The organism is Bacillus sp. FJAT-27986, from assembly GCF_001685035.1.
In the GTDB taxonomy this organism is placed as follows: Bacteria; Bacillota; Bacilli; order Bacillales; family Pradoshiaceae; genus Pradoshia.
Map to the genome: position 1 here is coordinate 485,260 of NZ_MAYV01000001.1, position 19,134 is coordinate 504,393.

General features: G+C 36.0%; 18 protein-coding genes. 6 read left to right on the plus strand and 12 right to left on the minus strand.

Annotated elements, in window-relative coordinates; translation table 11 throughout:
• Window positions 1–17: 17 nt before the first annotated feature.
• The 4 genes from A8L44_RS02290 to A8L44_RS02305 all read right to left on the minus strand — a co-directional run bounded on the left by A8L44_RS02290 (window position 18) and on the right by A8L44_RS02305 (window position 4,265).
• Window positions 18–896, minus strand: a complete 879-nt coding sequence (locus A8L44_RS02290) for an NAD(P)-dependent oxidoreductase (protein ID WP_373925465.1) — start codon at window positions 894–896, stop codon at window positions 18–20.
• Between the two features lie 162 nt (window positions 897–1,058).
• A complete protein-coding gene (gene ptsP / locus A8L44_RS02295) occupies window positions 1,059–2,780 on the minus strand; it encodes a phosphoenolpyruvate--protein phosphotransferase (protein WP_066100929.1) in 1,722 nt (573 codons plus the stop codon).
• Window positions 2,780–3,046: a phosphocarrier protein HPr gene (locus A8L44_RS02300; protein ID WP_066100932.1), complete on the minus strand. Its 267-nt coding sequence runs from the start codon at window positions 3,044–3,046 to the stop codon at window positions 2,780–2,782. The genes ptsP and A8L44_RS02300 overlap by 1 nt, the downstream gene beginning before the upstream one ends.
• A gap of 475 nt (window positions 3,047–3,521) precedes the next feature.
• Window positions 3,522–4,265: a glucose 1-dehydrogenase gene (locus A8L44_RS02305; protein WP_066100935.1), complete on the minus strand. Its 744-nt coding sequence runs from the start codon at window positions 4,263–4,265 to the stop codon at window positions 3,522–3,524.
• A gap of 216 nt (window positions 4,266–4,481) precedes the next feature.
• On the opposite strand from A8L44_RS02305, the gene A8L44_RS02310 reads away from it, so the two are divergent.
• Window positions 4,482–4,985 (plus strand): sigma-70 family RNA polymerase sigma factor, encoded by a 504-nt coding sequence (locus tag A8L44_RS02310; RefSeq protein ID WP_066100938.1) that lies wholly within the window; start codon window positions 4,482–4,484, stop codon window positions 4,983–4,985.
• A 64-nt stretch (window positions 4,986–5,049) separates the two neighbouring features.
• Here A8L44_RS02310 and A8L44_RS02315 read toward each other — a convergent pair whose 3' ends face one another.
• On the minus strand, window positions 5,050–5,244 hold the full coding sequence (locus A8L44_RS02315) for a hypothetical protein (RefSeq protein ID WP_066100941.1): 195 nt from the start codon (window positions 5,242–5,244) through the stop codon (window positions 5,050–5,052).
• Window positions 5,245–5,515: 271 nt separating this feature from the next.
• Here A8L44_RS02315 and A8L44_RS02320 point away from each other — a divergent pair, with 271 nt between their 5' ends.
• Together A8L44_RS02320 and map are read left to right on the plus strand one after the other, a co-directional pair.
• On the plus strand, window positions 5,516–5,695 hold the full coding sequence (locus A8L44_RS02320) for a YkvS family protein (RefSeq protein ID WP_066100944.1): 180 nt from the start codon (window positions 5,516–5,518) through the stop codon (window positions 5,693–5,695).
• Window positions 5,696–5,861: 166 nt separating this feature from the next.
• A complete protein-coding gene (gene map / locus A8L44_RS02325) occupies window positions 5,862–6,605 on the plus strand; it encodes a type I methionyl aminopeptidase (RefSeq protein ID WP_066100948.1) in 744 nt (247 codons plus the stop codon).
• A gap of 104 nt (window positions 6,606–6,709) precedes the next feature.
• On the opposite strand, the gene A8L44_RS02330 is transcribed toward map, so the two are convergent.
• From A8L44_RS02330 to A8L44_RS02350, 6 genes are all read right to left on the minus strand, one after another.
• Window positions 6,710–7,735, minus strand: a complete 1,026-nt coding sequence (locus A8L44_RS02330; protein WP_066100949.1) for a YkvI family membrane protein — start codon at window positions 7,733–7,735, stop codon at window positions 6,710–6,712.
• Window positions 7,736–7,965: 230 nt separating this feature from the next.
• Complete coding sequence (locus A8L44_RS02335) at window positions 7,966–8,403, minus strand: MarR family winged helix-turn-helix transcriptional regulator (protein WP_066100952.1); 438 nt, start codon at window positions 8,401–8,403, stop codon at window positions 7,966–7,968.
• A 748-nt stretch (window positions 8,404–9,151) separates the two neighbouring features.
• Window positions 9,152–9,325 (minus strand): aspartyl-phosphate phosphatase Spo0E family protein, encoded by a 174-nt coding sequence (locus A8L44_RS18395; RefSeq protein ID WP_077247946.1) that lies wholly within the window; start codon window positions 9,323–9,325, stop codon window positions 9,152–9,154.
• Window positions 9,326–9,543: 218 nt separating this feature from the next.
• Window positions 9,544–11,688, minus strand: a complete 2,145-nt coding sequence (locus tag A8L44_RS02340; protein ID WP_225983712.1) for a PAS domain S-box protein — start codon at window positions 11,686–11,688, stop codon at window positions 9,544–9,546.
• A 179-nt stretch (window positions 11,689–11,867) separates the two neighbouring features.
• Window positions 11,868–14,168, minus strand: a complete 2,301-nt coding sequence (locus tag A8L44_RS02345; protein ID WP_066100958.1) for a thiamine pyrophosphate-dependent enzyme — start codon at window positions 14,166–14,168, stop codon at window positions 11,868–11,870.
• Complete coding sequence (locus A8L44_RS02350) at window positions 14,168–15,181, minus strand: 2-oxoacid:acceptor oxidoreductase family protein (protein WP_066100961.1); 1,014 nt, start codon at window positions 15,179–15,181, stop codon at window positions 14,168–14,170. The genes A8L44_RS02345 and A8L44_RS02350 overlap by 1 nt, the downstream gene beginning before the upstream one ends.
• A gap of 319 nt (window positions 15,182–15,500) precedes the next feature.
• Here A8L44_RS02350 and A8L44_RS02355 point away from each other — a divergent pair, with 319 nt between their 5' ends.
• Complete coding sequence (locus A8L44_RS02355) at window positions 15,501–16,571, plus strand: acyltransferase family protein (protein ID WP_066100963.1); 1,071 nt, start codon at window positions 15,501–15,503, stop codon at window positions 16,569–16,571.
• A gap of 196 nt (window positions 16,572–16,767) precedes the next feature.
• Window positions 16,768–18,522: a B12-binding domain-containing radical SAM protein gene (locus A8L44_RS02360; protein WP_066100969.1), complete on the plus strand. Its 1,755-nt coding sequence runs from the start codon at window positions 16,768–16,770 to the stop codon at window positions 18,520–18,522.
• Window positions 18,523–18,558: 36 nt separating this feature from the next.
• Here A8L44_RS02360 and A8L44_RS18835 read toward each other — a convergent pair whose 3' ends face one another.
• Complete coding sequence (locus A8L44_RS18835) at window positions 18,559–18,714, minus strand: hypothetical protein (RefSeq protein WP_175354219.1); 156 nt, start codon at window positions 18,712–18,714, stop codon at window positions 18,559–18,561.
• Between the two features lie 186 nt (window positions 18,715–18,900).
• Here A8L44_RS18835 and A8L44_RS02365 point away from each other — a divergent pair, with 186 nt between their 5' ends.
• The gene (locus A8L44_RS02365) at window positions 18,901–19,095 is read left to right on the plus strand and encodes an alpha/beta-type small acid-soluble spore protein (protein WP_066100972.1); all 195 of its coding nucleotides are present in this window, start codon (window positions 18,901–18,903) and stop codon (window positions 19,093–19,095) included.
• The last annotated feature ends 39 nt before the right edge of the window (window positions 19,096–19,134 follow it).

The window sequence follows — 19,134 nt, forward strand, 5'->3', positions numbered from 1 at the left end:
TTTTTAATGAGACTAAGTTACTGATTGGATGCCTCAGTATAATATTTATACAAGGCTTGTGTTCCACGGTTCTCTTCTCCCATATCCGCCAATTTTTCATACATAGCTTTGGCTAAAGTTAGCCCTGGAAAGTCAAGACCTAACCGTTCGGATTCTTCTAATGCAATTTTTAGGTCTTTTAAGAAATGTTTGATATAAAATCCCGGTTCAAAATCACCTTTTAATATCCTAGGCGCTAAATTGGTTAAGGAAAAACTTCCAGCAGCACCAGTTGAAATGCTTTTCAAAACTGTTTCAGGATCCAGGCCAGATTTTTCGGCATAAACAATCGCTTCACATACACCAATCATATTCGTAGCAATGGCTATCTGATTGCATAGTTTAGTATGTTGGCCCGAGCCAGCATCGCCCTGATGGATAATATTTGTCCCCATTGCTTTAAATACAGGCATCATGCTCTCAAAATCAGATTGATCACCACCAACCATAATGGCAAGATTAGCATTTTGTGCACCAATATCTCCTCCGGAGACAGGTGCATCAAGGACATGCAATCCTAATTCCTTACCAGCAGCATATAACTTTTGTGCTAAAGACGGAGCTGAAGTGGTCATATCAATTAAATAAGTACCCGGCTTGGCATATTTTAATAAGCCTTCCGCCCCTAGATATATCTCTTCAACGTCAGAAGGATAGCCAACCATCGTAATAATAACATCGGCTTCCTCAGCGATTGCACGAGGGGACTCCTTCCAATCTGCACCTTCCGAAAGCAAAGGCTCACATTTGGACTTTGTTCTGGAATAAACACTGACAGGGTATCCCGCCTTCATTATATTCAATGCCATACTTTTACCCATTACACCAATACCGATAAAACCAATATGTAAATTCATCATAACGCTCCCTCCTATACCTCTATAATAGCAAAAAAAATCAACTGGAAAACCAGTTGATTAAGAAAGGGGGGTCACTAAAAGCATGTTGCTGTTTTGTGTCCACCTTTAATGTACCCCTCCGTTCAAATAAATAAACCTGTATATCTATTTTTATTGAAACTATTTTTGAGCTGTAGCTTTTTTAACCATTTCAACAATCTCTGCTGATGTTTGCATTTGTATAGCTTTTTCAGCCAAGTCTTGCATTTCGGTTCTAGTAAGTGTTTTAATTTGGGAACGTGCACGCAGAACAGATGTTGCGCTCATTGAAAACTCATCCAACCCTAATCCAACAAGCAACGGAATCGCCAGTTCATCCCCAGCCATTTCTCCACACATTCCAGCCCATTTGCCTTCTTTATGTGCAGCTTCAATCACCATTTTTACTAAACGTAAAATAGCTGGATTATATGGTTGGTACAAGTAAGATACACGTTCGTTCATTCTATCTGCAGCCATTGTATATTGAATCAAGTCATTCGTACCAATGCTGAAGAAATCTACTTCCTTAGCAAATTGATCTGCGATTACCGCAGTTGAAGGGATTTCCACCATGATTCCCAATTGAATAGAATCTGATACTTCAATACCTTCTTCAATTAATTTCGCCTTTTCTTCTTCAAGAACCTTTTTGGCGGATCTGAATTCATCTAAAGTGGCAATCATCGGGAACATAATTCTTAAATTCCCATACACACTTGCCCGTAAAAGTGCTCTAAGCTGCGTTCTGAAAATCGGTAGTTCCTCAAGGCATAATCGAATAGCACGGAATCCAAGGAATGGATTCATTTCTTTCGGTAGATCTAGATAAGGAAGCTCCTTATCTCCACCAATATCCAATGTGCGTACCACAACCGGCTTACCTTCCATACCTTCAAGTACAGCTTTATAGGATTCAAACTGTTCTTCTTCTCCAGGAAGATTATCTCTTCCCATATACAAGAACTCTGTTCTATATAAGCCTACAGCCTCAGCACCATTTGCTTTAACACCTTCAAGATCTTTAGGAGTGCCGATGTTCGCTGCTAATTCTATGTGATGGCCATCTGCTGTTACCGTTTTTTCGTTAACAAGCTTAGCCCATTCAAGTTTCTGCTGTGCATAAGCATCAGCAGCTTTTTTGTATTCTTCAATCAATTCAGGTGTCGGATTAATATGTACTTCACCTTTAAGCCCATCAAGTATAATCATATCGCCGTTTTGAATAGTTTCAGTTGCCTGTTTAGTCCCAACAACTGCTGGAATTTCAAGCGAGCGTGCCATAATTGCGGAGTGAGAAGTACGCCCTCCAATATCAGTTGTAAAGCCTTTAACAAATTCTCTGTTTAATTGAGCTGTATCTGAAGGAGTTAAATCCTCGGACACAACAATCACTTCTTCAGCAATCATACTTGGATTTGGTATTTGTACCCCAAGAAGATGACTGATAACCCGTTTTGTTACATCACGAATATCAGCTGCTCTTTCTTTCATATATTCATTATCCATTTGTTCAAACATAGTGATGAACATATCAGCAATTTCGCGCATAGCAAATTCAGAGTTGATTTTTTCAGACTTAACTTTCTCCTGTACAGCACCAAGCAATTCAGGGTCATTCAAAACAAGTATGTGAGCATCAAAAATGGCTGCTTTATCTTCACCTTGTTCTGTTTTGACTTTTTCACGAATTGTTTCCAATTCGGTCTGAGCCTTATTAACCGCCTCTTGAAGACGAGTTAATTCGGTATCCACTTCATTAATCGTGCTTTTTGTTACAGTTAAGTCAGGCTCCATTAAACGATAAGCTTTTGCTATGACAATTCCATTAGATGCCGCTATCCCGTTTAACATCGTTGTCATTACTTAGCCAATCCTTCTTTTGTTAATGTTTCCTCAATGGCATTTAATGCATCTTGTTCGTCATTTCCTTCAGCGATAATTGTAATATCTGAACCACTGCCGATTCCTAAAGACATAACGCCCATAATTGATTTAAGATTAACTTTCTTTTCTTTATATTCGAGGTTGATATCAGAGTTGAATTTACCTGCTGCTTGTACAAGCAATGTTGCTGGACGAGCATGAATTCCTGTTTCTGCAGTTACATGAAAAGTTTTTTGTACCATAAGTAATCGAGCTCCTTTATTAATAATTATTTTGTTTTAGCTATACGAATTCTAGCTGCTTACATCTTATGATTTTACCCAGTTTCAACCGGTCCTATGTATAAAAGGATGAACAGTCGAAATTATGTAGCTTTTCTCACAATATAGAGTAAAACCCTATAAGAGAAATGTACCTGAAAAATTAAAATTGTTCAACTGCTTTTATAAATTAAGAACCATAAATATATCTCACCTGTAAGATTGATTGAAACATAGTCTTTCAATAAATATAAGATTCATTTCTAATATATACCAGAATCCTATATACAATGAATTTATTCAGTAAAGTGTTTGCACACAGATAAGCAATTCTACAACTAAATTTCACATAGCTTGGAGAAATATCTATATATTGTATTTCCTATCGATTTTACAACAAAGGTATTTCTAATGACAAATTTGAAGAACCTTTCTATTCTGTTTTTTATTCATATTTTCAATCTTCATAAATCATTTTCCTTGTCATTCCACCATCAATAACCAGATTCTCTCCATTAATAAAATCGTTCTCTGGATCACTTAGGAATAAACATGCTTTTGCTATATCTATTGGCTTACCTACCCTACCCGAAAAATGCTGGGCGTGATCTATCTCACGTAAACCAGTGTAATCAGTCGTTTGAATCCAGCCAGGGCTAATACTGTTAACTCGAATACCTTTTTTGGCTAATGATGCGCCAAGAGCGTGCGTTAGAGCTAGGATTCCACCTTTGGATGCAGCATAAGCTTCAGAATTCGGTTCAGATTGTATGGCTCGGGTTGATGCTATATTAATGATAGAACCACCCGTTCCAGTCATCAGCTTAGCTCCTTCTCTTGCCAAAATAAATACACTTCGTAAATTGGTATTGATAATGCGATTCCAATTCTCTGTTGTCATTTCAAATAATGGAGTAAATTCACTTATGCCTGCATTATTTACTATAATATTTAACCTACCCCATTCACCTCTAATTATTTCCATTATATGAAGGCAATCATCCTCTTTGCTGAGATCGGCCTCAGCAAATAAAGCAACTTTTCCCATTGCCAATAGTTCAGCTTCAATTTTCTTTCCAGCTTCCACATCTATATCGGTTAAAACAACTTTCGCGCCTTTATTTGCATATTGTATTGCGATTTCTTTACCAATCCCATTTGCAGCACCTGTTACTAACACAACTTGATCCTGAAAATTCATTGTATCCAATCCTCTCTTTTAAATTAAATGGTTAGATTTTGTTATAGGAATCCATATTTTTTAAAATAATGATTATTTTAATAGAATTTATCCTCATTTTTCGCTAAAAACTCAACAAATTTTCAAATTTGCTTTTTTTACAGAAAGAATCTTTAAGCGTACTTTAAAGGTACCCGGGAATATAGAGGTCGCTCCTCATAGGGCAGGATTACGAGTATGGAAGACTTCGAATCATTAGTTAACCAATATAATCCATTAATACATCATATTATGAGAAAGCTTAATATTATTTGTGAAAAGGATGAATTTTACCAAATAGGATTAATTGCACTTTGGGAGGCCAGCCAAAATTTCAACCCTGAAAAAGGACAGTTCCTTTCCTATGCCTATAAGTCCATACAAGGTAAAATGCTTATACAGCTTTGCAAGTCCACTAAAATAAATGGGAGAGAATTAAAAAAATCACCTGAGTATTGGGATTTATTAAAGGTTGAAGAAGATGTTTCCTTCCTTGAATGGTACTTCCCTAAACCTTTTCTAACTTCCTTAACAAACAACCAATATATTTGGTTGGCTGAATACATTCAATTTGGTAAAACCATCACAGATATCGCATACGAATACCATACAACGTATGCAACGGTGAAATCTTGGAAACGGATGGCGCTAAAAAAACTAAAGCATTACCTTGAAATACATCCAGATGTGTTTATCAAATAAGGACAATACTGATTAAAATGTTAACAAACCCAATTACTTTATAATTGGGTTTGTTGATTTCTATTCAGCTTCTAGGCTCCTCTAAATAATGATAGGTCACACCCCCGCCTATATGAGCAGTTCCCCGAAAATGTTTAAAATCTTCCCTTTCTACAAGCACAGATCGAAACGCCATGAAATCCTGCTTTGCAACTTCAAGTTTATCTATTTCTCCATTTTTTAATTGATCAAATATGGATTGGATCTCTTCTTTATTCATTCGTAAAACCTCCTATATATACAAAACATGATACTCTCAAACCCCTACATTAAACAAGTATTCCATAGGAGCGAAAATATAAAGACTATTTATTCTTTTAACATTCCAATTAATCACAATTTATACTATAATTACAATATTATTCTGCATAAGCTAAATAGTAGGGATAATTTCTTTATAAGCGGACTTACGAATCCCGAAATTGCAAGGATATTAGTTTACTAATCAAGATCTGTTGATAACTTTAATAAACTGAAAAGGTGTGAACATGATGAAAAAGGCTGATGTAGGCAATATAATTGAATTCCGCGATGGATTGCGTGGGATTGTAGAAAAAGTAAATGAAAACTCAGTGATTGTTGATTTAACTTTAATGGAGAACTTTCATGATCTTGAATTAGAAGAAAAGACAGTCGTTAACCATAAAAATTATAAAATCATATATGAATAATTCGAGAACGGGGCTACTTGCCTCGTTCTCTTCTTGTCCCATTAATTTCCCTTACTTTAAATTTGTAAAAAACTTAGATATAATAGTGAGAATCGATTCCATCTGGAACCTTTCCACTAAACTTTTTATACTAATGAAGAGCATTACAGAAAGCAGGTTTAGTATCATGATTGTAAAAAACGAAAAAGATTTAGAAGGATTAAAAGCAGTAGGTGCAGTTGTTTCACGTGTCAGGGAAGCAATGAAATTAGCTACCGTTCCCGGTATTACAACACTGGAGCTTGATTTAATCGCAAAGAAAATATTTGAGGAAACCGGAGCTGTTTCTGCACCTAAAAATGAGTATGATTTTCCCGGGTTTACATGTATCAGTGTAAACGAAGAAGTTGCTCATGGAATACCAGGAAAACGTATAATTAACGAAGGCGATATGGTAAATATCGACGTCTCTGCAGTATTAAATGGATATTATGGGGATACAGGAATTTCGTTCCCGGTTGGCACTACAACTAGTGAAAAAGAAAAATTATGCCAATGCGCAGTTGATGCTTTTTATCAGGGAATCAGCAAAGCTAAAGCAGGCTCCAAGAAAAACCAAATTGGTAAAGCTGTCTTCAATACAGCAAAACAAAATGGATTCACTGTCATCAAAAATTTAACCGGCCATGGAATAGGTAGAAGTCTGCATGAAAAACCAGATCATATTTTAAACTATTTTGACCCATGGGATTCAGAGCTTCTTCATGAAGGTACAGTATTGGCCGTTGAACCGTTTATTTCTACAAAAGCAACCATGGTTACAGAAGCCGGTGATGGATGGACATTTATCACGAGTGACAAAAGCTTGGTTGCACAATGTGAACATACTATCATAGTGACAAAGAATGAGCCGATTATATTAACATTATAATGTGCCTACGGCATTGACCTTATAAAGAGAGGGGACTATCCCTTCTCTTTCTTTTTGTCATTTTTATAAATCTTTCTAGAAACAGCATAAATCGTAGCTGACACTTACTTTTTGACAGTTATTAACAGCAAAAAGATTAAACTAATATATCCAAAAATCGGATACAATATAGAGATCAAAGGACCATATTCAATTTGGCCAATTATTAAACTTATGGCAAAAATCCCAACATATAGCGACCAGGAAGGCAGTTCCGTTGCTTTTTTTAGTTGCCTTTCGAGTCCAAAGGCATTTCCAATTAAGGTTGAAAAAATTTCTCCAAAAATAATGAATAAATAGAGCCCATATAAAAAAGGTGCTATTTGTTTCATTACATAGGCAGTAGGAATGTTAATCTGTTCAATTCCTGGTATGGAGGATAAGGAAATATGGCAGCTTACCAAAACAACGGATAAAATAAATCCTCCTAAATTTGCACCTTTTCGAATAATATCTTCATCCTTTATTTCGGCAGCCAATGGAACCAAAACAGCCTGTGTCAAAGCAAGGTTAAATGCCGTATAGGAGAAGGGCGATAAGACCATCTTCCAGCTTACTTCATCAGGAATGGTTAGCAGATTTTGAACAGGATTCATATGGAATAATGAAGCAAACATCAGGATTAAATTAAACATAATCATTGCAGGTACCACAAAGGTGTTAATAGATAATAAACCTTTAGTCCCCCAGCTCATGACAACAATTGATAGAAATGTAGTAAAAAGCATGCCCCCTATTTTAGAAAATCCCAATTGCTCTTCAAATAGACCGCCAACTCCTGACATCATAACACCTGTAACCCCAAACAACATGCCCATAGAGATGATATTAACAAAAAAGGATATACGTTTACCAAATAACCAATCATTAAATTCCATATAATTTTTAATATTTCTATGTAATGCTACAATCATTATTTTTCTGCCAATCCGAATAAAAATAAATCCCGAAAGAAGAATCCCTAATAGGCCATAAAGTCCATATTGGGTAAAAAATTCATATATTTCCTTTCCAGTTGCAAAACCCGCTCCAATAACCGTTCCAACATAAACAGCTGCAACTTGAAAAATATTTACATATTGACGATTCACCCTTGTCCCTCCCCGCTTACTACTCACTGTATGCGGGCTGATTGTCTTTATGACAAATTATTATTCTGGTGAATACCGGTTGCTTCTTACCACCTTGTTTCATTAATGAACGAGTGACATCTTATTTCCTCCTCAGCTTTTAGACAAAAAAAATAACTGCCGGTTAACGACAGCCAGTCCATCTTATTCTTCTATTTCATTTTATTCATTAATATATAGGTATTAATGGATTATTTAGTTAACGGTACGGATTTACCAATTCTTTTCAGAAGCTCAATCACCGTTTCCTTCTCTTCGACTGTTAACCCATCCATTAAATGCTCAATTCGTTCCTGATGCTCCGGGAATATCCCTTCCAGGAACTTCTTTCCCTTTTCCGTAATTTGCGCATATGTTACTCTTCGATCATTGGGACATGCAATCCTTTTTAATAATTGCTTTTTTTCCAGCTTATCTACTACATACGTGATACTTCCACTGGCAAGCAGGATTTTATCCCCTATATGCTGCAATGGTTGATCACCTTTATGGTAGAGTAGCTCAAGGACAGCAAATTCGGTTGGATTTACACCTGAGGCTTGGATATATTTGTTGGTATAGTCACTGATAGCTCGAAAAGCCCTCGACAGAACTATAAATACTTTTAAAGATTGATTTTGTTCTTCCATATTTAATCACCCACAATTAACGGATAAAATTCACTATTATCATCCGCGTAATTATACTTCTTTCCTATTAAAAAGTAAAACTTTATAATCATCCTGATAGTAGTAATAACCTAGTATTTAACCTTTATTTATTTTTCACTTTACAATTCTTTTGCAGAACATCCTAATATTTTGAGCACTAATCCTTTATTGATGATGTATAACCTGTACAAAATGAATCTTCTAATGTCTTCTAATAGGTATTGCTCTATATAAATAGACATCATATAAGGAATATCCTCTGGATGCAAACAATCATTTCATCTATTCGTAGGATGAGATTCAGTCATCCAAATCGTGCTGTATTGATGGATTTTTTAAGTATGAGCTTTTCAGTTCCCAGAAAAAGTACTGCGCACTTAACCTGAAAAAATAGGATTTATAGAATATGGAGAAGGTCTCGCCTGAGGATAGGTGACGGAAGTGTATGGTATACCTATTCCTTCCACTGTGATCATTTAGAAAAGGGGTTATTCATGCATTCATAAATATGGCCTAAAATCGCGTATACTAAAGGAGTATATAAATCGACCTGGGCTAAAATGTACTTGCCGACCAGGTAGAGATATCTTTTTCAGAACTGATTATACCTATCCTAGTATTAAATTGTTACTTTGCTTTTATCCACAAACCATATGTAAATAGTAAATGGTAAATACGTTTTATGTCATAAAATCCTAGTTTTCACCTTTACGCATTCCTTGTTTATTTAATAATTAGTTATTGAGTATTTCATCCTAATATGTTCAAGAATTAACTGGTCAAGCTGCCGACTCAGATTTAATGTACCTTCATCCAGAAGGCCATTGTTCTTGGCATGGCTAATCATTTGTTCTCTTTTATTTCTTATGGCAGTTTCCAGCCAATCTTTTTGATTCTGCAAGAAAAGCTCCTCCTTCTTATTCACTAAAAAAATAACATTAAGTGGTATTATGTCAGAATTTTAAAACAATGTAAATACAATCGCAAAAAAAGACAAAAAATAATAATTATTTCATCTCCTTATTAAAGAATCTGTCTAACACTTCCAGCAAACAAAAATAAGAAACCCTTATAAATCAGAAGAGTTTCCATTTTACCATCCTATTCTAATTTTTTCTCTCAAGTGAACTCATGATTAATAGGCAGATAGATTTGAAACAGGGTTCCTTTCTCTTCTTCACTGGCAACTTCAATCCAACCGGCGTGCTCTTCAATGATTTTGTAGGTAACCATCAAACCTAGACCCGTCCCTTTTTCTTTTGTTGTATAGAATGGTTCTCCCAATTTATCAAGAACAGTCTCAGGGATTCCGGTTCCATAATCCTGTATCGATATTAATACATGGCTATCAAAAAATAATTCTGTTGTGATATCAATAAACCCTCCTGTAGGCATAGCCTCTATAGCGTTTTTGATTAAATTTATAAAAACTTGTTTAAGTTGGTTACTCTCACAATGGATGGGTGGTATTTTAGAAAAATGTGTGTGGAATTGAATATTATGCATAGATGCCTGCGCACTTAGCAGATCCAACGTATTTTCGATTGTGTTATTTACCTGTTTAATTTGATAGGAAACTGCCTGTGGTTTTGCAAGAATTAAAAAATCTGTAATGATTGTCTCGATTCTTTGTAATTCTGAAGAAATAACCTGGAAATAGGTTGAAAATTCGCCATTCAAGCTGCCTTCCAGTAATTGAATAAAACCTTTCAAAGCTGTCATAGGATTCCTGATTTCATGAGCAATACCAGCTGCCAGCTCACCCACAACATTCAACGTATCTGATTTTTTTAATTGTTCCTCCATTCGAATCTTATCTGTTACATCTCTAAAAATGGTTAGATTCTTACCCGGTATAACATCCAGTCTGGAGGAAAAATCCAGCTGTTTATTTTGCCCATCCCTGCAAGTAAGCTCACACACAAAATGATGATGCTTATTTTTATTGATCAAGGAAATATGCCTTTGTAAATGTTTCATCTGATGTTCAGTCAGTTCGAATATTTCATGGAAGTTTTTGTTTTGGATATGATCAATAGAAGCCCCTATAATTGCAGCACCAGGTTCATTAATATCATATATTTCCCCGTCTGCTCCCCAAATCATAATTCCATCAAAGGTACCGTCAAAAATTTTCTTGAATTTATTTTCCGAGATAAGAAGTTCCTGCTCCATCACCCACTTTTCACTAATATCTTTACAAATTAAAAGAGTATAAGGACTACTGCTAATCTGACTTTTTGTTAATTCTATAATCTTCTTTTTCCCACTCGATGAACTGAAAATAAGCTCATAACTCTCTTGTTCTTCCAAGATAAAAAGCGTATTTATCTTTTCGCCCGTAATTTTCTCTATATTCGTATTAATTAATTCCACCTGCGTTTTCTCAAACAATATGCAGGCTTGCTCATTAGCCTGTACGATGATTCCTTTAGAGTCCAGCATGATTATTCCATCCACGGATTGACAAAAGACATTTTGAATTCCTTCTATTAAATAGTGATTTTGCTCTGATTCTTCAAAACAATCGTAAATAATTGTATAGTACAAACCACTGTAAAAATTAAATTGTGTAGTATATTGATATGTAATCTCTTTTGAATCAAGACAAAGCTGAAATAAATTAAAACGGGAATTTCCGGATGATAGATGCTTGATAACAGTATCAAATTTATCTTTATCGGCGGCAGTAATAAATTGATAAATACTTTTGCCTAGAATTTTCGATCTCTCAATTTTGACCAACCCACAAAAGGCTTTATTACCATCCACGATGATTCCTTCTTTAGTATGGATAACAATATAGCACTTTAAATCATTAATAATATCTACATATAAATTATCCTTTTTTACATGATCCCTTGTACTCTCTGTTTTTAATGGGATTAACACATAGATAATTTTTTTTGAATATGAATCCAAAAGTCCATTAAGTTCAAGCTCAACTGAGCAGGTGTCATCAGAATTCCTTACTGAATATATATAATTTGAAAAACCATGCTGTTTCACGTTTCTGAGTTGATCATCAACCACCTCTTTTGAAACAGAGATATAAAAGTCCCGAAGATTTCCTGGTTTACCCTCTCGCCCTAACTGATGGTATAACTTGATTGCCTGTTCATTCTGAGATATGATTTCCATTTCCAAATCAGTAACAATAATTGCTTTTGTAAATGAGTTTAAAAAATGCTCCCATGTCTCGTAATCAGTTTTCAAGGCCGTATTTTTTTCTATAATCTTTACTTCCTTATCATTCAAATCCATATCAGCCAAGGGGATCCTCCTAATACCTGTGACATAATAAGATACTTATTCTACAAAATTATGGAAAAACCTTTTTAAACAATCAGAATCAGACTAAATACCTCCTTATGGTATAGATTAAAATATAAAAAAACCTGAAGAGATATCTTATAGAATCTCTTCAGGCTTTTAAAATACTATTAAAGGGATGGATTTTCATGCTTAGCCAGCAATCGGTTCCATCTTCTATCCACTTCTTGTTCAAATTCCTCAAGCATACCTGCATTTTCTTCCTGCAGCAGATGCTTTGTTTTCCCCATATATGTTAACCATTCAGATAGTTGAATACGTTTTTTCCTCGTTTCCGGATTATAAGTAATGGTAGTTTCACCATTCTCAACTTCGTATAGAGGGAAGAAACATGAGTTTACTGCCGCTTCCATAATCTTAGCACCATAACGTTCCTCTGCCTTCCAATTCAAAGGACAGGTGATTAATATTTTGCCATAAACGGTACCTACATTCTGCGCATACCATTGTGCCTTCACCGCTTTCTTAATTAAATCCTGCGGGAAAGCTTCCGATCCTGTAAATACATATGGTATTCCAGTGGCAGCCATGATTTGAGCTGTATCCTTATGATGAAAAGCTTTTCCTTTTTGTGCTCTTCCTACACCTGTTGTACTTGTCATATGACCAAGCGGAGTAGAGTAGGACATTTGCGAGCCTGTATTCATATATCCCTCATTATCATACTCAAGCATAATGAGTTTGTGATTGCGCAGTGCAGTTCCAATAGCTGAACCCATCCCTATATCCATGCCACCATCACCGGTGATCATAACGAAGGTCGCATCATCACTGATAGAGATTTCACCACGGCGTTTTTTCTCCAAAAATGCTTCAAGTGTACCTGATAAAGTTGCCGGCCCGTTTTGGAATAAGTTGTGAATCATCGTTTGTTTGTGAGAGCTATATGGATATGCCGTTGTTACCACATAGGCACAGCCTGTTTGGAACAGAACAACAACATCCCCCTCGATTCCTTTAAAGAACAGCTCCAATGCTGGAAAAATTCCGCATCCTGGACATGCTCCATGACCGGAAGCCAAACGTTTTGGTTTGCTCATTAATGAGCGTAAAGGAGGTATACGTACCTTTAATTTTCCACTCTCCTCATCAGGAGTTACCTGAATAAGCCCTGTCTTATATAAATCTTCGTTATTCGGCTTTAAAAGTGGCTGTGGTTGGGCTTCAGGCAATCCCGGATTGACACCGTAATAATCAAATACTTTTTCAATTTGGCCATTATTTAATGTTTGCAATGCCATATCAAAAAATGCCCTTGCATCCTCCGGATAAAAATCCTTTCCTCCTAAACCAAACACACGGCTTAACACAGCAGTATGATTATCCTGATCTTCCTGTAAGGCAGATTTCACTTCATGTGTAAGGTTGGGACCATTGGCACCATAGGAATCTGCTCTCTCGCCAACCAACAGTACTTTAACATTCTTCAGAGCCTTTCTGATTTCTTCTGCCGGGAACGGACGAATTATGTTAGGACTGATCACGCCAGCTTTAATTCCTTGTTTTCTTAAATCATCGACCGTATCTTTAGCTGTCTCGGCAGCTGAATTTAACAGGAATAAGGCAACTTCCGCGTCCTCCATCTTATATAGATCCAATACTCCATATTGGCGACCTGACAGTTCAGCATATTCACAAGCTACCTGAGTAAAAACCTCTCCGGCTTTATACATCGCTTCAGACTGCTGATAGTGATTATTGATCAAATCATCCCCATTCATATGTGCACCAATCGTTACCGGGTTGTGAATATCTACGTGCGGAAAATGAGTTGGCATTTCACCAATAAATTTTTGCACAATCTCTCTATCTTTAAAGTAGTTTACTTTTCTCTTTTGATGGGATGTAAAGAATCCATCATAAGCGACTATAACAGGTAAACGTACATCGGAATGCTCCGAGATTTTCAACGCCATTATATTCATATCGTAAACAGCTTGAGGTGTTCTGGCTGTCAAAATGATCCAACCTGTATTTAAGGCAAAATATAAATCAGAATGGTCGCCCCGAATGTCGAGCGGACCACTGATTGATCTAGTAACAAGATTCATAACCATTGGAAATCTTGTACCTGATTGAACAGGTAGCTGCTCTAGCATATACATAAGTCCATTTGCGCTTGTGGCATTAAAAACCCTGGCTCCTGTCACGGCAGCACCATAACAAATACCTGCCGAACCATGTTCTCCATCAGCCGCAATTAATTGAATATCATGTTCTCCTCTGGATTTCATAATATCTAAATACTGAGCTATTTCAGTTGATGGGGTAATTGGAAAATACCCCATTAAGTGATAATTGATTTGTGCTGCAGCCATTGCGGCCATTTCATTACCTGATTCAAAGGTAGTCACTTGTTCAGCCATTGTATCCTTTACCAATTCAGTTAGTTCTACTTCTGATATCGCCATTATTTCATCCCTCCTGCTACATAAGGATTACGTTGTTTCACTGTATTTTCCTCAGCAAAACCTAAGATTTCCCGCATTTCCCGAAGGGCGCTAGTCGGACACGCTTCAATACATTTCAAGCAGCCTTTACAGTATTGATAATCAATCCCTGTTAAAAACATTTGCTTGCGTCCACGCTTATCTTCTCCCTCTTCCCAGACAAAACAAAAATCCGGACAAGCTGTATCACAGGCAGCACAATGTATACATTTTTCAGCATCCCATTCAGGTAAAAAACCCTGTCTGGAACCGGACAAGTCTTTAAGTATACTGTTACCCTGAGCAATGATCGTGCCGCCAATAACTTGGGTTTCGTATCCCAATAAAGGTAATGCTCTTTTAAAACTTTTGCCCTCTGCATCTTGAGGTACCTCAAAATGTTTAAACGTCACTTCATGATAGCCACGTTCAAACGTACGGATATTTGGCTCAACTAAATGTGGATATTTCTTTTCGAATGTTTTTCTAATTACGTCTTTCATGGACTCGGGATTGAGGAAATCACATATACGGAACAAAGCTCCAAGCATAGCTGTGTTCACTTTTGTTTTTTCTTCTACTGCAATACCAAGTGCATCGACGATTGCAAGCGTTCCATACTGAAGATTTAAGTCATTTTTTATTTCATCGAACTGACGAGTTGAATTAACAAGAACGATACCATCCGGACGTAAACCACTCACCACATCAACCATTTTATAAAGTGCTTCATGAAAAACACCAATAACATGAGGCTCTTCAATTGGACTATGATCACGTATTTCAGTTTCGGCATCGCAGAAACGAACAAAGCTCTTTACAGGAGATCCCTTTTTTTCCGAACCATAGGAGGAAAAATTGGATCCATTTAAACCATGCCCCAGAACACCTGATTCAGCCAGCATTTTTCCGGCTAGATTTGCCCCTAGTCCTCCGATTGACTCTAGGCGAATTTCATAAAAACCTTGCTCATTCTTTTTCGGAAGAATTGTCATTATTTTCCCTCCCTATTTCATAACGAAAAAGTTTGTTTAGTTTATCTTTAAATATTATTTAAATACTGATGAATACAGTTTTTTAATTGGAATTATTTATATATTGAAACCAATAGCTATTCTGCATTTAAACTATATATAACAGATATCTATATTCTTATAGTACAGATACATAGATTATAGTACGGAAATACACGATTATCACATTGTTAATAATGGTTCAAATGGATGGTTTTACCAATTCATCTCTCAATTGTTTGATTACCATTATAAAGGGGAATAATAGAAAGAATTTTTCCAGAAATAATAGGAGGCAGCTATGAGACAGAGGGAAAGTTATTTTGACAACGCAAAAGTCATATTAATGTTTTTTGTTGTCTTTGGTCATATTTTACGAACATATATTGATCAAAATGAAACGATTTATGCTTTATACACTACAATCTATACCTTCCATATGCCTGCTTTTATACTGTTATCAGGCTTTTTTGCAAAAGGCTTTAACAAAAAAGGCTATATAAAAAAGCTAAGTACTAAACTGATTCTTCCCTATTTACTTTTTCAGGTTATCTATACGATTTATTATTATTACCTATTTGATAAATCAACACTTAAGTTCGAAGCATTGGAACCCAATTGGTCCTTATGGTTTCTGTTAAGTCTATTCTTTTGGAATTTAATGCTTTTCGTCTTTACAAAATTCAAACCTTTAGTAGGGATTGGATTAGCAATACCGCTTGCTTTACTTGTGGGATATATTGATACAATCTCTACTTATCTGAGTTTATCCCGAACATTTGTCTTCTTTCCATTTTTCCTGATTGGTTATCACAGTCAGAAGGAACATTTTCAAAAAATAACAACAGTGAAAAGTAAATTTTACGCTTTGGCATCCTTTGGTGTAATTTTTATATGGTTTTCATTTTTCCCGGAAATAGACTCCCAGTGGCTGCTCGGTTCAAAGCCTTATTCGGAAATTGAGACAGTATCGTTCCTTTCTATGTTTAAGCGCCTTGGATTTTTCATCGTTAATTCTCTTATGATCGTCAGCTTTATGGCCCTTGTACCTAGAGGTAGCTATTTCTTTACTAGATGGGGCACTCAAACCCTTTATGTATATTTATTGCATGGCTTTTTTGTCCGGACCTTTAGATTTACAAGTTTAAATGAATATTTCACTACTGCAGAACACTATATACTATTAGCAGCAATTTCATTGATTATTACAATCATCCTGTCGAGTACATTAGTCAAGTCAATTACACAGCCAATGATTGAGTTTAACACCCGTCATACTAAAATGATGTTCTATAAATTAAAAGGCTTATTACATTTTTATAAACAAAAATATGATTTATCTAAATCCATGAATCGCAGTCCTTCGGAATAATGAATATTCCGAAGGACTTTTTTGTACCGCTATACATACACTTCATTATTCCCTTGGTCATCTCTCATTTTTAACTACTGAAAATTAAACCGTACCATCTTAGAACCTATGTAAAATGTCGCCAATACTGTAAACCCATACTCAAATATGATAATATGAATTGTTAGCAAACGGTGAAAGGAAGTATGACAAATACATGAGAATTATTGGAACTACTTTAAATGCCAAATATATTCATACCAATTTAGCCCTTCGTTATTTAAAAGCGTATGCAGCACCCGAGTACAATGTAGAAATTATTGAATACACCATTAAAGATCCGGTTATGAACATCGTTACAGATTTGTATAACCAAAAGCCAGATGTAATCGGCTTTAGCTGTTATATATGGAATATGGAAGAAATTAAAAAAGTTATTACCATACTCAAAAAAATCAATCCGGACATCTATATTGTTCTTGGAGGTCCAGAGGTAACATACGATCCATTTTTCTGGCTCAAAGATATCCCAGGCGCTGATTTCATCGTAATAGGTGAAGGAGAAGCCACATTTAAAAATCTTATAGCTGAAATAGATGGCAATAAAGACTTTCACACTGTTCAGGGAATTGCGTATCTTGAAGGTGAAAAACCTATCCTGACACCTGCCGCTCCAAAGGTAGATTTAAAGTCTATTCCATCACCATTTAGATTTGAAGAAGATATCCCTAACTTGTCGAAGAGAATCACGTATATTGAAACAAGCCGCGGTTGTCCTTTTAACTGTCAATTCTGTCTCTCATCCATCGAAACCGGCGTACGTTTCTTTAATAGAGAAGATATTAAAGAAGATATCCGTTTCTTGATGAAAAATGGAGCAAAAACAATTAAATTTATGGACCGTACTTTTAATATCAGTCGTAGCTATGCTCTCGACATATTTGAATTTTTAATTAAAGAGCATGAACCAGGTTGCGTTTTTCAATTTGAGATTACAGCAGATATTATGAAGCCTGAAGTAATTGAATACTTAAACAAAGAAGCTCCTCCCGGCCTATTTCGCTTCGAGATAGGAGTCCAATCAACCAATGATTATACTAATGAACTAGTCAAAAGAAAACAGAACTTCGATAAATTAAAGCGTACAGTCACCATGATTAAGGATGGCGGGAAAGTGGATCAGCATCTTGATCTTATTGCAGGACTTCCCGAAGAAAATTATAGCTCCTTCCGAAAAACATTTGATGATGTGTTTGAAATGCGGCCAGAGGAACTTCAATTGGGCTTCTTAAAAATGCTTCGCGGCACAGGCTTGAGAACTCAGGCTAAACAATGGGATTATCAATATATGGATCAAGCCCCATACGAAATTGTCAGCAATAATGTAATGCCGTTTTCCGATATTATTAAAATTAAGCAGGTTGAGGATGTACTGGAAAAGTATTGGAATGATCACCGAATGGATCTTGGAATGGAGTATATAGTAGGCACTGTTTATAGCTCCCCTTTTGATTTCTTCCAAGAATTCGGAAGTTATTGGGAAGAAAAAAAATGGTCACGCATTGGACATCAGCCTGAGGATCTATTTAAGCGCCTCGTCGAATTTATCGGTGTAACGAATCCCGATAGCCTTAAAACACTGATTGCCTTACTAAAAGTGGATTATTTATCACAACTTACCTTTAAACCACGTAAACCATGGTGGGAATATTCCATGACAAAAAATGAGAAATCTCCAATCTATCAGGCCGTTTTGGCTAATCCTCATCTGGTTGGTGAGAAATTTAAGGCACTGAATTTAAACGAAAAAGAACTGTACAAGCATGTTCTGATAGATGAACTATCTATTGATATGAATCATTATTTAGAAACTGGCGAAATAATAACGGCTCCGACCTTGTTGATTGCATACTTCCACCCAAAGCATGGTGGGTCCAAGCTGTTTTATGTACCTTCAGCAGTATTTTCATAAGAAATAGAGCTCGACTAACGTCGAGTCTCTATTTTTTTATTCTCCCTGTTTACCACGCTTAGAATTACGGTTAGCGCCCTTCATTGGGTTCTCACCATGTGTAAATTCCGCAGAAAACTCAGTTTCCTGTAGATTTTTTTTAGGGGTTTTACTCAGTTTATTAACCGCATTCATTTCTGCCTTACGTTTCATTTTACACACTCCTTTATGCGGTTAGTATTTGTTCAGGAATCTATTTCATGCAATATTTCATACTTTATCAAAAGGGAAACCATGCCTATTCCTCCATACTTTAAACTGCATTAGATCATGTTTTTCATCCATATTAATGGTGTGGAGGAATCAAAAATCCACAGTATATGTAGTGAGGTGAATGAAATGTCCAGCAGTAATAAATTATTGGTACCAGGTGTACAGCAAATGCTTGATCAATATAAATATGAAATAGCCGCTGAATTCGGCGTTACGTTAGGGTCAGATACGGTCTCACGAGCGAACGGATCAGTAGGAGGAGAAATAACCAAACAGCTCGTTAAACATGCACAAGCGCAAATGAGTGGAAAAACTAAATAACCTTATATGGCAAAGAAAATGTCCGGTATTTTACCGGAC